This is a genomic window from Devosia limi DSM 17137 (assembly GCF_900128975.1).
Taxonomy (GTDB): domain Bacteria; phylum Pseudomonadota; class Alphaproteobacteria; order Rhizobiales; family Devosiaceae; genus Devosia; species Devosia limi.
In genome coordinates this window covers 61519-75178 of sequence record NZ_FQVC01000006.1, presented here as the reverse complement: position 1 = coordinate 75178, position 13660 = coordinate 61519, and the positions used below count along the sequence as shown (strand labels likewise).

Genomic DNA, 13660 nt, shown 5'->3' with positions numbered 1-13660 from the left:
TTATAGCCCCGGGGCTTTCCACATTGATGTTGTAACGCCCTGATCCACCAGGGCGAGCTGGCTAGCATAGGCGATCCGCCAACGCTCACGTACGTCGTCATAAACCCCGGCAAGGGAGCGGTTGGGTTGGTAGTCCCTTTCGGTGCGCACCATGGCGCTGCTGGCCTCGCACAGATTGTCGTAGAGACCGGCCCCGACGGAAGCGGCGGCCGCACCGCCTAGGGCGGTGGCCTCGGTCACTTTGGGCACGACGACCGCAAGCCCAGTCACGTCGCTCAATATCTGGCACCAACGCTCGCTCTTGGCGGCACCGGAGGCGAAAACAACCCGGTCGGGCGTGTGTTTGGCCAGGGCAAACACACGGTGCAGGTTCAGCGAGGCGACAATCGCCGCGTTTTCCTGCAAGGCCTTGAAGATGGCGCCTTTGCCTGACCTGGCAGGATCAAGGCTCAGGTTCAGCAGCGACGGCGCTGCGTGATACCAGCGACCATAGTGCATAACATCCGACAGGATCGGCAAAATGCCATATGAGCCGGCGGGGATGTCAACTGTCAGCGCCTCCAGCAGGGAATAGGCTCGCGAAGGATCACCCCCGGCATTGCGCAATTCCTCTTGTCCGAAGCTGTCGCGAAACCAGCGCATTGCCGAACCGACGAAGAAGCTGATGGCCTCGGCCTGGTTCAAGCCAGCAATGGCGTGAGGGTTGATCCGCAGATCCATTGCCGGATCGCGCAGCCCGTCGGATACGTTGACAAGTTGCTGCCAGAAGGTGCCGCCTAAAACTGCGCAATCGCCTTCGCGCACCAGGTTCAGTCCAACGCTGCCAATCTGGCAATCGCCTCCCCCGGCGACGATCAGCGTGCTGGGCAGCAGGTCGGTCTCCGCCGCCGCCTTGCGCGTCAGCTTGCCGATCACGCTCCCGGGTTCAACTATGGGCGGCAAGACATCGGACGGCATTTCCAGGAGTTCCAGCGCTTGACGGTTCCAGTCGCGGGTCTTCAGCGACAACAGGCCCGTCGTTCCGGCATTGCTGGGGTCGCTGAACAATTCGCCGCTCAGACGCGCCAGTATCCAATCAGACAGCATCGAGATACGGCTGACGCGGGCAAAAACGCCGGGCATGTTGCGCTTTAACCAAAGTAGGCGGGGCAGTGTGGCCAAGGCAAAGGTCTGGCCGCTGATTTCATAAAGCTGCGACTGCAGGTGCGGCTTGCTTTGCGTCAGCTCTCGCACTTCGCTTGAAGCGCGGCTGTCCACATTGGCGCAAGCCCAGATTTCTGTGCCGCTGTCGTCATAGGCGACAAAGGCCTCGCGCATGCTGGTGGCGCTGATCGCCACAACATCCTCGGCCTTTCGACCCGAGATTGCCATCACCTTGCGGATACAGCGGCATATCAACGCCCAGTTCGTCGCAATATCGAAGTCGCTCGATCCGGGATAACGCGGGTCTTCAAGATGGTGCCATTCCTCCTGTGCGGCTGCAATTTCAGTTCCGTCAGCCTCAAACAAGACCGCCCGGGCACTGCCAGTGCCGGCATCTATGGCCATCAACATGATTTTCTCTCTCCCTGATATGCGGCAAAGCTCAGCCCTTCTTCAGCTTCGCTTGCTCGAGCGACCAGTATTCCATCTGAAACAGTTCAGCCTCAGAAAGCGGGTGATAGCGGCCAAGCGCTTCGGCTGCCAGTATGATGCGGGCGGTCTGTTCCGCGAGTTCGACCACGATCCCGGCCGCAACGGCAGTGTTGCCGATGCCGAAGGCGCCAAGCCCCGGCACCAGCACCGTGCGGGGAAAGGGGTCGAGCATCGTCTTCGGTTCGTCCGTCAGGGCTAGGTTGCGGTCGAAATAAGCCCGGTAGCGCTGTGCGTAATCATCCAGCGCTGCGGTGAGCTTTTCCTTGTTCGCACCACGTTCCAATATCAGCGGAAAGGGCTTGGTGCGGATGACATGATCGGGCGTCGCAGTGCCCCGCGCGCTGACCTCGGCCAGGTCCGGCAGGGCGCTGTAGGTGCGCAGCGAAGGGGTGCTGCAAAACTGCACATGCGCCAGCCCGTTGGGAGCCAGGGCGTCTTGCAGCAACGCCCGAACCGGCGCCGCTCCGGCATCATAGCCCGGCTCATGCGCTTCCGGCGGACCGACGACGATGCCGCAATCTGCCAGAAACGTCTCGGCGGCGCGAACGGCATCGATCATCCGAAGATAGGATTGACGCGCAGTCTCGCCTTGGGTGAACAGGCCATGGTTGACCAGAAACAGCCCCTCGCTACCCGCAGGCGCACGGCGAAACACCCGATCTGCTGCGATAGAAAGTTCAAACCCTGGCATGACATAGGGCACCACCGTAAGTTGATCACCATAGATTCGTGCCGCCAGTTCGGCCGCGTCGGGCTGGTTGGCGATGACGAGGGCAGCGGTTGAATGGGTGTGGTCGACATAGCGGCCGGGCATATAGGCATGCAACAGGGCCTCGATTGACGGCGTCGGCGCGGCTGGGTCGATCAGATTGCGCCGCAACCCGGCAACCATGTCGAGATCGCTCAACCGATCGAGGGTACGAAACTCCTCAAGAGGCGCGGCATAGACGGCAGGCATTCCCTCGGCTCCAATGGTGGCAAGGTCATGGCCGCTGCCCTTGATGTGAATGACATCCTGCGGCTGCCCGTCAGCACCCGTGACCGTGAGCTTGACCGAGCTATTGCCGCCGCCATGCAGCACGAGATCTGGGTCTTCCCCAATCAGCCGCGCGCTATAGATCCTTAAGGCAAGGTCGCGTTCGGCATCGCTGCGCGCCTCTGTGGTCAGGCGGATTTCTTCCTGCTCGTTCCAGCGGGATTGTATCATCTATCAGTTCTTCCGTTGTGCCGCGACCAAACCGCCCTTGTCGTCCTATGACATCAGAGCAGCGGCGGTGGTCTCGTCGGTAATGAATATGTTGATGAAGCGACCATTGAGCGCGGCGCGGATCGAGTCTATTTTTTCGGAGCCTGCCGCCGCCGCAATCAGGCGGGTCGTTGCGGTCAGTTTTTTCAGCGGCAGACCCACCACCCGGTCATGGATCGGCAGCGGCAATTCCTCGCCATTCTCGTCGATGAAGCGGCAGAGCACATCGCCGACCGCGCCAAGACGGCGCATGGCGGGCAGTTCCGAAGGGTGGATATGCCCCGCCCGCAGCACGCTGGCATTTTCGTTTAGCGAGCCGATGCCGATGAGCGCATAATCGGCGTTGAGCGACATGTTGAGCGTATTCATCACATCCGGCTCTTCCATCAGCAGCCGCGTCAGTTCCTGCGTGCTGCACACCAAAGGTGCGGGCACGAGATAGATTTTGCGGCCCAGCCCCATGATTCGCAGGCCGTCGACATAGCTTTGGACGCCTCCGGTCATGGCGACGAGATCAAACATCCGCTGGTTCGACAGGTGCCCCAGCCGTTGAATCGCGGCGCTGACCATCTCGCCCCACCCGACGGCAAGCATGCTTTTGGAAGGCAGTTTTTGCATCAGATATTGTGCTGCTGCCTGGCCCAGCCTTTCGCTTGTCACGCCGGTTTCAAGCGTCGGGATCAGGCGCACCTCGTCCAGCCCGAAGCGCTCGGCGATTTCGCGCTCCAGTTCAAAACTGCCATGAAGGCTCGAATTGATCGTGACCTGCAACAGGCCCGAGCGTTGGCCGGCATCGAGAATCCGCGAAATTTTGATGCGCGAAAGCCCGAGCCTTTCGCCAATCGCGTTCTGCGTCAGGCCGTCATGATAGTAGTACCACGCAACCCGAGGCAGCAATTCTTCCTCATCCAGGGACATCGGTGTGTCTGAATTTTGATCGGACATGCGGATAGCTCCAAATCCATGATCATATGTTTTGGTTTGTGCCATTGTATCTTTTTTCCAGCGCCCCGGGAAGTTCAATCTGAAAAAATTCCGGCGCGTGTGGGGTTGGCTTCGCCGCGCGCGAAGAAGTGTCGATGAGGAATAATTCGGGTCAAATTCGGCAGGAAGTCACTACTTAAGGGAGGAATTTAGCCCTCGGAGCGCGTCTTGCATCCGAAATCCCGGCGAGGCGGTCATCAGCATGGATGAGTTCTGTGGATCGTGGTGGGCTTGACCGGAAATTGATTTTGCCGTTCTTATGATCATCACTGTAACATATGAACAGTTTGGCGATGGGGGGGTAAGGTGACGGAGGAGGCCGCGGGGGTAAGCGTACGTGACGTGTGGAAAGGCTATGCCGGGGTTCCTGTCCTGAAGGGGGTTTCGCTGTCGCTGGAACGCGGGCAGATTCACGCACTGCTGGGCGGCAATGGCGCTGGCAAATCAACCCTGATGCGCGTGATTGCGGGCCTGGCCCATGCCGATCGCGGCGCCGTCTTCATCCGCGGCCAGGAATTGCGCCCTGCCAGCGCCAAGAAGGCCCATATGCTTGGGCTCTATCTGGTGCCGCAGGAGGCGCATGTCTTTGCCAGCTTGACGGTCTACGAAAATATCGTGATCGGCGTGCCGGGTAGCAAAGCAGCCCTCAGTGCCAAGCTCGAAGGTTTCATGCGGGAAATGGGGGTTTGTCTCGACCTTGAGGAAATCGCCGGCTCGCTTGAAATTGCCGACCGGCAAATCGTTGAAATTCTACGCGGGCTGATCCGCGACGCGTCATACCTGATCCTCGATGAGCCGACCTCGGCCCTGACTCCGCGGGAGACCGGCGCCCTCTTTGCCACGATGCGTCGGCTTGTAGCGGGAGGAATGGGCATCATCTTCATCTCGCACAAGCTGCGCGAGGTGCGCGAGATCTGTGATGTCATCACCGTGCTGCGTGACGGGGTGATCGTGCATTCGGGGATGCTGTCGGAGATTTCCGACGACGGTATCGTCGCGGCGATGATAGATGCCGTGGCCGACAAGGCAAGACACGAGGTTTCGCATGCGGCCGATGAGGTCGTGCTTGAACTTGACCGTCTGGGTGGAGAGGGATTTCACGGTGTATCGCTGGCGCTGCGTCGCGGCGAGATCCTTGGCATCGCAGGCGTGGTGGGCGCCGGCAGGACAGAGCTTGCCGAAACGATTGTTGGCCTTCGTCCGATTGCCAGCGGCACCTGCCGTCTGGATGGGCGCCAGATCGCGCAGCCTTCGCCAAAGACCTGCGCCGACCTAGGGCTGGTCTATCTGCCCGAAGACCGCCAGTCGAACGGCCTGTTTCTTGAGGCGCCGATCAGTTGGAACGTCTCGGCGGCCATCATGCACCGCCTGCCCACGTTTTTCGCCGGGGCAGCTGAGACCAAGCGGGCCGAAACGTTCATCCGCGAACTTGGTATCAAATGCCGCGGCGCCGAACAGCAGGTTCTGCGTCTTTCCGGGGGCAACCAGCAAAAGGTGCTGATGGCCCGCTGCCTGGCCGCCAAGCCGCAGGTTCTGATCCTGGATGAGCCTACACGCGGCGTCGATGTGGCTGCCCGCGCCGACATCTACAACATCATTTTCGCGTTGGCGGCGGCCGGGACGGCGATCATCGTCATCTCATCGGATTTCGACGAGATCGAGGAGCTTTGCGACCGGGTGGCCGTCATGGCGCATGGACATCTGTCCGGGGTGCTGGAAGGGGCGGATGTGTCTGTCAAAGCTATAGCCCAGCTTGCATTTTCGGCAGAGGTGTCGCTTTGATTCGCTTCTTTAGTAAGAACCGCACCGCGTCGCTGCTGGTCATAAGCGCCGTCAGTTTTGCGCTGATCGGTGCCTTCGCGCCCGGCTTTTTGTCCTTCGCCACGGTGCGGACCATCCTGATCAACGGCATGATCATGATGACGGTTTCGCTTGGCGTGATGGGTGTGCTGCTGACGCGCAACATCGATGTCTCGGTCGGCTCGACGCTTGGGCTAAGTGCGGCGGTTCTGGGGCTATTGCTTCAGGCGGAGGTGGCCCTGCCACTCGCTATGGCGGGGGCACTCGCTACCGGACTGCTCGCCGGGTTGCTGAACGGCGTTCTGGTGGCCGTCATCGGGGTTCCGGCCATCATCGCCACGCTTGGCACGCTTGGCCTCTATCGCGGCTTGTTGCTGATCCTGACCGGAGGCGTGTGGATCGAGAACCTGCCGCAAAGCCTCAAGGCCTTGGCCAGCCCGCGATTTGCTGGCTTTCCAATTCTAATCTTTGTCGTGGCGGCGATTGTGCTGCTGGCTCATCTGTTCCTTTCGCACACCCGCAAGGGGCGGTTCGTTTATGCCGTTGGCGACAACCGCGATGCGGCACGCCATATCGGTCTACCGGTACGCCACATTGAACTGTCTGTGTTTGTTTTCGCGGGGTTGATGAGTGCTGTCGGCGGAATCATCTTTGCCGCTCAGATCGGCTTCCTGCCCGGTCAAGCTGGTTCCGGGATCGAGTTGCGTGTCATCGCCGCCTGCGTTCTGGGCGGGATCAGTCTGCTGGGCGGTAGCGGCACCGTCGCCGGTCTGGTGGTGGCCGTATTCTTCCTGACCTCAATCGACAGTGCGCTGATCTATCTGCGCATTCCAGGCTATTGGAACGACCTGATTGCCGGGGCCATGCTGCTGCTTGTGCTGGTCGTCGATGGCCGCCTGCGGCTGCTGATCGACAAGTCCGTCCGCGCGAAACGCTACGCCAATCATGCATCCACCGACAAAGGCCAAAGCCTGATCAAGGCTACGCCCGGTCTGACCACTTCAGGAGGGAACCAATGAGGCCGAGTCTGCGCTTTTTGCTGCGGTGGGAGAGCTTTCTTGTCTTGCTGCTGATTGCAGAGATCCTGATCTTCGGCGCGATCAACCCGCGTTTCCTGCGCCCGTCCAGCCTGCTTTATTCGACCAGCGATTTCGTGCAGATCGGTATTGTCGCCCTGCCGCTTACGCTGGTGATCATCGCCGGAGGCATCGACGTATCCTTTGCCTCGGTGGTGGGGCTTTGCGCCATTGTCTTCGGGGTGTCAGTGCATTTCGGGCTCAATGTGCCGGTGGCGATGCTGCTTGCGGTTTTAGCCGGGGGCCTGTGCGGACTGTTCAATGCTGCGGTCATCCTGACCTCTCGCATCCAACCTCTGGTCGTGACACTGGGCTCGCTTTATCTGTTTTCTGGACTTGCGGTGGTGTTGTCCGGCTCGATTGGGGCCGGGGGGTATGAAGGCATCGGCGGCTTTCCGCAGTTCTTCACCGATATCGCCAACATGCACCTCCTGGGCCTGCCGATGCCGCTTGCGATTCTGCTGATCGAGGCGATTCTGCTGGGCTGTATCCTGCAGTTCACCCGCTTTGGCCGCATGGTCTATCTTGTCGGGCTGAGCGAGAAGGCAGCGCTCTTCAACGGCATGCCGCTCGATCGGGTGCGGATGTGGACCTACGTCCTGCTCGGGGTGTTTGCCGCCATCGCTGGCCTGATCCTGACCTCATATTTCGGCTCGGCGCGCACCGATCTCGGCACGCAGACGCTGTTGTCGGCGGTGACAGCCGTGGCGCTTGGCGGGGCCTCGGTCTACGGCGGCAAGGGTACGATATTCGGTACACTCATCGCCACGCTTCTGGTTGGCTACCTGCAACAGGGCCTGCAGATGAGCGGCGTTTCCAGTCAGATTTCGGGAGCACTTTCCGGTGCCCTTCTTCTTATCGCCGTCAGCGGGCGTCAACTCGCTGGCGGTGTATCCGTGCTGTCGTTCCTACGGCCGACGGCACTGCATGCGAGCAAATGACAAAGGGAGAGAGAAATGTCTAAGAGAACCGCGTGGATTGCCACACTGGCCGCCGGTGCCGGGCTTCTGGCAAGCAGCCTTGCCGTGCATGCCGAAGAAACCCGCATCGCCTTCATTCCAAAACTGGTCGGCATTGGCGTGTTCACCAGCCTTGGCAACGGCGCCATGGCCGCAGGGAAAGATCTGGGCACCGAAGTTACGTATGACGGGCCGACCGAACCCAGCGTTTCGGCGCAGGTTCAGTTCATCAACAATTTCTCGAACCAGGGCTATGACGCCATTGCCATCGCGAGCCTGTCACCCGATGGCCTGTGCTCGGCTCTCGATCGCGCCAAGAACCGCGGCGCTCTGATCATGACTTTCGACAGCGACGTCGACCCGAAGTGCCGATCCTATCATGTCAGCCAGGGCACCCCGCCTCAGTTGGGAGCCATGCTGGTTGAAATGGCTGCCAAGGGTGTCAAGAAAGAGAACGCGAAGGTCGCGCTGTTCTATTCCAGCCCGACCGTGACCGACCAGAACCAGTGGGTGGAAATCGCCAAGCAGCGCATTGCTGAAGACCATCCCGGCTGGGAAGTCGTGACCACGCAATACGGTTATCAGGATGCGCAAAAATCGCTGCAAGGTGCCGAAAGCATTCTGAATGCCTACCCTGATCTGGATGCAATCATCGCTCCAGATGCAACCGCACTGCCGGCAGCTGTGCAGGCCGCCGAAAACCTCGGCCGCACCAAGGACGTGACGATCGTGGGCTTTTCCACCCCTAACGTCATGCGTCCCTATATCGAGCGCGGCTCACTTGAGCGGTTCGGCCTGTGGGATGTGACCAAGCAGGGCCAGATTACCATCTACATTGCCGACTGGGTTCTCAAGAACGGGCCGCTCAATGTTGGCGACTCGATCGATGTGCCTGGCGTCGGAAAGGTGACTGTCGAGCCGAACGCCGTGCAGGGCTGGGAATACGAGGCTGATGGCAACGGCATTGTCGTGCTGCCGGAACGCGTCGAATTCACCAAGGACAACATCGCGAACTACGACTTCTAGGGCGTTCAGGCTCGGCTAGCCGCGTCGGCAAAACCCGTCCGGGTGCAGGGTATCGTGCCCGGACATCGCCCCTAAATCACCGTAGACGGGAACCTCGTTCGTGCAAGGGCAGGGGCTGTTGAATTTTGGCCTGATGCAAGGCTGCAGTACACGGAGAATCAATATGCTTCAGGGCAATATCCTGGAACCGGCTTACCAAAAGAACGTCCGGATTCTGGGCCACAGCGATCAGGGCGGGCGGCTTGATGGCACGCAGATCATGGTCGAAAAGGGCTATGCCTATATCGGGCATATCTTTTCCAAGGGCTTTTCCATCGTCGATGTGAAAGACCCTCGCAATCCGAAGACCGTCAATTTCGTACCGGCACCACCCAATACCTGGAACCTCCACCTACAGGTGCATGACAACCTGCTGCTGGTTGTCCACGCGCAGGATCAGTATTCCATTCCCGATGTCGTTGAGGATGAGCGCGCCTACTACAAACCGACCGCCGGTGGCGCGATCCTGAGGCCGACCGAAAAGAACTGGTCTGCCGGAATGGCAGTCTATGACCTTTCCAATCCCGAACAACCGCGCCAGATCGGCTTTCTGGACATCGACGGCGTCGGGTTGCACCGGATCTGGTATGCCGGTGGACGCTGGGCCTACGCCTCGGCCAAGTTCGACGGCTTCACCGATTTCATTTTCGTTACCATCGATATGGCCGACCCGACGCGCCCGACGCTGGCTGGGCGCTACTGGCTCCCCGGCCAGAACATTGCGGCGGGCGAGGTGCCAAACTGGCCGACCAGGGATGGGCGATACAGCCTGCATCACCCCATTGTCCATGGTGATACCGCCTATTGCGGTTGGCGCGACGGTTGCCTTGTGATGCTGGACGTGAAGGACCGCACCGACCCCAAACTGATCTCGCACACGATCTGGTCTCCCCCTTTCGGCGGGGGCACCCACAATTGCGTGCCACTGCCCAATCGTGACCTGCTGGTCGTGGTAGATGAGGCGGTTCTGGACAATGAGGAAGATGGCGAAAAGCCCATCTGGATCTTCGATATCCGGGAACCGAAAAACCCGATCAGCATCTCGACGCTGCCCAAGCCGAAAGATCAGGATTACAAGGCCATTGGCGGTCATTTCGGGCCGCACAACATCCATGAAAACCGCCCCGGCAGCTTTGTCAGCGATCAATTGATCTTTGCCACCTATCAGAACGCGGGGCTTCGCATCTTTGATATTCGCGACCAATATGCCCCGGTAGAGGTTGGCGCCTTCGTGCCGCCAGCGCCCAAACGGCTGATCGATCACCGCAAGGGCAGGCCACTTGTCGCCAACACCACGGACGTCTTCGTGGATGAGAACAGGTTGATGTACATCACCGATTTCGCGGGCCTGGGCCTTTATATCGCTGAATACCTCGATTAGAGACGCGCATCAGATTGCGTGAAACCGGCCAGGCGCCAGCGCCCGGCCGCCTCCATCCGCAGTGACACGGGATCGACGCTCCACGGCAGGTCAAGCGGAGCGTGTCGTCACCCGGTGGGGCGCGCCATTCTTCTCCAATCGACATTTTGCGGAAGCAATGGGTGTGATGGCCATTGCTGCCATCGTCGTTCGCCTGGCCGTTGCGCCGCCATCGGCGCGCTCGGACGATTGGCGGGGGGCTTCTTGAACGCGTTCACGTCGAAAGCGGCCGATTGTCAGGGGCGGGGACACTATCGCGCCCTTTGACAGGAGGCAGGCCGTGTGACCTACCATGTTCCTCAGACCGATCCGTCAGGCCTATGGCAGCCTGCATCCGGAGGAGCGACATGCAAGCGAACCCGGACGGGGGAAAGCACAGGACGAAGCAGCCTACGAATTCGATGACCACGGGCGCGGCCGACGCAGGGCGGTCGCCGTTGCCCGACCCGCCCTATTGGCAGGGTGCAGCGGTGGTTGGCCTGTATCGGTTGGGATTTCTCGTGCTGCTGATCCTGGCATGGTTCTGGGCGTCGCAAAGCGTGCAACGCAACATCATCCCCACGCCCTGGGCCACAGCCGAGGCGGCGGTCAAGCTGATCGGCGAAGGCCGGCTGCCCGATGCTCTCCTGAGCAGCCTCTCCGTTTATTTCTCCGGATATCTGGCCGCAGCGATCTGTGCGATCCCGATCGGGCTGCTCATGGGGGCCATGCGCCCGGTGGGCAAGACACTCGACGTCTTTGTCTTTGCGCTTTCGGCAACCCCGCGCGTCGCTTTTATCCCGCTGATCATCGTGCTTCTCGGACTTGGGCCGCAGGCCAAGATATTCGTCGTATTCCTGGGCGCGGTCATGCCGATCATCATCAATACCTACGCCGGAGTTCTGGCGGCCGATGACGAACTGATCGAGATGGCCCGCTCGGTGGGCGCGGGCAAGGGGCGCATTTTCCTGAGGATCGTCCTGCCCGGCGCGCTGCCCTTCGTTGTCGTTGGTTTGCGAATCGGGGCCACTATCGGCCTCATCAACACGGTGGTCGCCGAGCTCTACACGGCGGTGACTGGCCTTGGGGGACTGCTGGCGGTCTATGGCAACACGTTCAGGATGGCGGAATATTTCGTCATCGTCTTGACGCTGGCCCTGATTGGCGTGGTCGTGACCGAGATATTGCGGCTCATCGAAACGCGTCTTGGCCGCTGGCGCCAGAGAAGCTAGCAGCGGTTTCCGCACGCCAAAGTGTTGGCCCGATCTCGATTTGGTCACGGCTCGGGACTCGACTGGACCGCGTCCGGCGCGCATGCTCATAACGCTCCTTCGGGGACGCGCCCGACAGGATGGATGGTCTGGCAGTGTCCGCGGCTGCGTCCGCGCACGCAAAATTAGATGGCAACGACGACAAAGTCGGACTTGCGACGCCGGTTGCCGAATTCCAGGGAGAGGAAAATCCGATGATTTACGCTCTGCGGTCTACCCTTCGCGTGATGGCGCTTGCCGTCGCAGTCGTTACCCCGAGCCTGGCCCTGGCCGAGCCATTCCGACTGATCCTGACCCATATCGAGCCGCCGCTGGTGCCCAACTCGGTCATGGATCTGGCCGAGGAACTGGGATATTTCGAGCGCGAGGGCGTGGATGTCGAACTCATCAGGGTTCAACAGACGCCATCCGCCCTTGCCGCGCTCCAGGCCGGTGCAGGCGAAATGGCCAATGTCAGCGTCGATGCGCTGCTCCACCTGGTAGCCCAGGGGGGCAACGATTTCAAGGCGGTTGCGTCCCCGAACAAGTCGCTGCCATTCCTCATTGCCGCCAAAGCCGAGTATCCCACGCCTGTCGATCTCAACGGCCGCAGTTTCGGGGTCGGCAGGGTCGGCAGCCTCGACCACTCCTTGAGCATGAATGTGCTGGCCCAACACGATGTGGACGTTTCCAGCCTGGAGATCCTCACCTTGGGTCAACCCAGTGTCCGCGCCCAGGCTCTGGCTGCCGGCCAGGTGGATGCGACCACGATGTCGATCGGGGTCTGGCTTTCCCTTCCCGACCGGGAAGGCCTGACCGTCGTCATCGATCAGGAGCAGTATTATGAGGCCGCGCCCGTGGTGAACAAGGTCAACGTCGTGCCCGAAAGCGTGCTCGATGAGCGCCGGGACGATGTCATTGCGGTCGTGCGCGCGCTCGTCAGGATCTCACGCGACTTTGCCGAAAATCCCTCGGCCTGGGCCGAGGCCATGGACCCGCTGGTGCCGGGGATCGGTCGGGAGCAGCTCGACACGCTCGCACGATCGTTCGAAGGCAGCTGGAGCGTGAATGGGGGCATGAGCCGGGACGAACTCGCCTACACGCAGGACTGGATCTATCAAACGCCCGACTTCGCCGATGTCGCTCCGGTCGATCTGGCGGCATGGACCGACTTCACCGTCATCGACGCGGTGCTGGCCGGGATGGGGACTGACGAAACCGCGGACCGGCCGACGCGATGAGCGCTGGCGGGCTACCCAGGGATACTGCCGCATCGGTTGCGCAGGCTGTTCTGCTGGAAGGCGTGTCGAAGTCGTTTCGCTCCGGCAAGGGCAGCCGCACCGAAGCGCTGCGCGACGTCACCCTGTCGGTCCCAGAAGGCAAGTTCGTAACGTTGCTGGGACCATCTGGCTGCGGCAAGACCACGCTCTTGCGCATCGTTGATGGTCTGATTGCCCCAGATATCGGTCGGGTGGAGGTTTATGGCAGTGCACCGCGCCCGGGGCCGGACATTGGCCTGGTGTTTCAGTCATTTCGCCTCATCCCGTGGCTGACGGCGCAGGCCAATGTCGAGTTCGCGCTACGCAGTCTTGCCCTGTCCAGGCCGGACAGGCAGGCGCAGGCGCACGAGTATCTGGGGCTCGTGGGGCTGACGGGCTTTGCACAGGCCTATCCAGCCGAGCTGTCGGGCGGCATGAAGCAGCGCGTCGCGCTGGCACGCGCCCTCGCCTGTGAACCGCGCATCCTGTTGATGGACGAGCCCTTCGCCAGCATCGATGCACAAACCCGCGAACTCATGCAGGTCGAATTGATGCGGCTGTGGGCGCGCCGGAAATCGGCCGTGCTCTTCGTCACCCATAGCGTGGACGAAGCGATCGTATTGTCGGACCAGATCGTGCTGCTTGGGCCGCGGCCGGGGCGCGTGGTGGAGAGCCTTGATGTCGATCTCGATCGCCCCCGCTGGGCCTACGACACCCGCTCGGACGCTCGTTATGTGGAATTGCGCCGGTACCTGTCAGCGCGCATGCGCGACCTGGTCCTCGCCGACCCTCAATCGGAGTTTTTCCAGCGGGAACCGACATCGACGGAAACGGCCGCGCCGGAGAATGAGCCAACCGCCTCCGGCCGGTGAGCCAGTATGAGCCCTTGGGCCTGCTGGCGGCCCAGCCTGCTACGGAGGCACGATTTTGTGACATATTGACGCTGCCGGCCGTGCGGGCGTACCCTTGAAAAAGTCTAGCGAGGCT

At 61.0% G+C, this 13660-nt stretch carries 11 protein-coding genes; 8 read left to right on the top strand and 3 right to left on the bottom strand.

Annotated elements, in window-relative coordinates; genetic code table 11:
* Genes lsrK through BUA69_RS10955 form a run of 3 tightly spaced genes read right to left on the bottom strand, consistent with a single transcriptional unit; the run spans position 1 to position 3871 of the window.
* Positions 1 to 1554 (bottom strand): autoinducer-2 kinase, encoded by a 1554-nt coding sequence (gene lsrK / locus BUA69_RS10965; protein WP_046136942.1) that lies wholly within the window; start codon positions 1552 to 1554, stop codon positions 1 to 3.
* Positions 1555 to 1585: 31 nt separating this feature from the next.
* Positions 1586 to 2839, bottom strand: a complete 1254-nt coding sequence (locus BUA69_RS10960; RefSeq protein WP_046136996.1) for a class II aldolase/adducin family protein — start codon at positions 2837 to 2839, stop codon at positions 1586 to 1588.
* A gap of 48 nt (positions 2840 to 2887) precedes the next feature.
* Positions 2888 to 3871, bottom strand: coding sequence for a sugar-binding transcriptional regulator (locus tag BUA69_RS10955; RefSeq protein WP_244547461.1), 984 nt, complete (start codon positions 3869 to 3871; stop codon positions 2888 to 2890).
* 300 nt (positions 3872 to 4171) lie between these two features.
* On the opposite strand from BUA69_RS10955, the gene lsrA reads away from it, so the two are divergent.
* The 8 genes from lsrA to BUA69_RS10915 all read left to right on the top strand — a co-directional run bounded on the left by lsrA (position 4172) and on the right by BUA69_RS10915 (position 13545).
* Positions 4172 to 5647 carry an autoinducer 2 ABC transporter ATP-binding protein LsrA gene (gene lsrA / locus BUA69_RS10950; RefSeq protein ID WP_046136944.1) on the top strand — a complete coding sequence of 492 codons (1476 nt, stop codon included), beginning with the start codon at positions 4172 to 4174 and terminating at the stop codon, positions 5645 to 5647.
* On the top strand, positions 5644 to 6684 hold the full coding sequence (locus BUA69_RS10945; protein WP_046136945.1) for an ABC transporter permease subunit: 1041 nt from the start codon (positions 5644 to 5646) through the stop codon (positions 6682 to 6684). Before lsrA ends, BUA69_RS10945 begins: the two co-directional genes overlap by 4 nt.
* Positions 6681 to 7682 carry an ABC transporter permease subunit gene (locus BUA69_RS10940; RefSeq protein ID WP_046136946.1) on the top strand — a complete coding sequence of 334 codons (1002 nt, stop codon included), beginning with the start codon at positions 6681 to 6683 and terminating at the stop codon, positions 7680 to 7682. The genes BUA69_RS10945 and BUA69_RS10940 overlap by 4 nt, the downstream gene beginning before the upstream one ends.
* 15 nt (positions 7683 to 7697) lie before the next feature.
* The gene (lsrB, locus tag BUA69_RS10935) at positions 7698 to 8726 is read left to right on the top strand and encodes an autoinducer 2 ABC transporter substrate-binding protein LsrB (protein WP_046136947.1); all 1029 of its coding nucleotides are present in this window, start codon (positions 7698 to 7700) and stop codon (positions 8724 to 8726) included.
* Positions 8727 to 8889: 163 nt separating this feature from the next.
* Positions 8890 to 10146, top strand: a complete 1257-nt coding sequence (locus tag BUA69_RS10930) for an LVIVD repeat-containing protein (RefSeq protein WP_046136948.1) — start codon at positions 8890 to 8892, stop codon at positions 10144 to 10146.
* Positions 10147 to 10505: 359 nt separating this feature from the next.
* Entirely contained in the window at positions 10506 to 11396 is an 891-nt protein-coding gene (locus BUA69_RS10925) for an ABC transporter permease (RefSeq protein WP_244468819.1), read from the top strand.
* A 134-nt stretch (positions 11397 to 11530) separates the two neighbouring features.
* Positions 11531 to 12655 carry an ABC transporter substrate-binding protein gene (locus BUA69_RS10920; RefSeq protein WP_244468820.1) on the top strand — a complete coding sequence of 375 codons (1125 nt, stop codon included), beginning with the start codon at positions 11531 to 11533 and terminating at the stop codon, positions 12653 to 12655.
* Positions 12652 to 13545: an ABC transporter ATP-binding protein gene (locus tag BUA69_RS10915; protein ID WP_046136951.1), complete on the top strand. Its 894-nt coding sequence runs from the start codon at positions 12652 to 12654 to the stop codon at positions 13543 to 13545. The genes BUA69_RS10920 and BUA69_RS10915 overlap by 4 nt, the downstream gene beginning before the upstream one ends.
* The last annotated feature ends 115 nt before the right edge of the window (positions 13546 to 13660 follow it).

Excerpts from the sequence above, each read along its gene's own strand:
- lsrK (WP_046136942.1), bottom strand. The coding sequence starts at position 1,554 with ATGTTGATGGCCATAGATGCCGGCACTGGCAGTGCCCGGGCGGTCTTG.
- BUA69_RS10955 (WP_244547461.1), bottom strand. The coding sequence starts at position 3,871 with ATGGCACAAACCAAAACATATGATCATGGATTTGGAGCTATCCGCATG.
- BUA69_RS10940 (WP_046136946.1), top strand. The coding sequence starts at position 6,681 with ATGAGGCCGAGTCTGCGCTTTTTGCTGCGGTGGGAGAGCTTTCTTGTC.
- lsrB (WP_046136947.1), top strand. The coding sequence starts at position 7,698 with ATGTCTAAGAGAACCGCGTGGATTGCCACACTGGCCGCCGGTGCCGGG.
- BUA69_RS10930 (WP_046136948.1), top strand. The coding sequence starts at position 8,890 with ATGCTTCAGGGCAATATCCTGGAACCGGCTTACCAAAAGAACGTCCGG.
- BUA69_RS10925 (WP_244468819.1), top strand. The coding sequence starts at position 10,506 with ATGGCAGCCTGCATCCGGAGGAGCGACATGCAAGCGAACCCGGACGGG.
- BUA69_RS10915 (WP_046136951.1), top strand. The coding sequence starts at position 12,652 with ATGAGCGCTGGCGGGCTACCCAGGGATACTGCCGCATCGGTTGCGCAG.